The sequence below is a fragment of the Bartonella sp. AP40SXNS genome, assembly GCF_042195825.1.
Classification (GTDB): Bacteria; Pseudomonadota; Alphaproteobacteria; order Rhizobiales; family Rhizobiaceae; genus Bartonella.
In genome coordinates this window covers 1-254 of record NZ_JBHIPB010000130.1, presented here as the reverse complement: position 1 = coordinate 254, position 254 = coordinate 1, and the positions used below count along the sequence as shown (strand labels likewise).

Annotated in this window: 1 protein-coding gene; it reads right to left on the bottom strand. The window is 37.0% G+C overall.

From position 1 onward, the window contains the following. A partial coding sequence (locus ACFILZ_RS10145; RefSeq protein WP_404977397.1) for a glutamine amidotransferase-related protein occupies positions 1-254 on the bottom strand: 254 nt, incomplete at both ends.

Sequence of the window (254 nt, the reverse complement as noted above, 5' to 3'; positions counted from 1 at the left end):
AATCGACTCTGTTCCACAGTGGCTTTAATAAAAGAAGAAAAAAGCGGATGTGGATCAAATGGACGTGACTTTAATTCTGGATGATATTGAACACCTATGAACCATGGATGATCTACATATTCTATTGCTTCTGGCAAAATACCATCCGGAGACATACCAGAAAAAATCAAACCACACTGTTCTAGCTTGTCTTTATAATCAATATTTACCTCATAACGATGACGATGTCGTTCACAAATCCTTGTCATCCCATA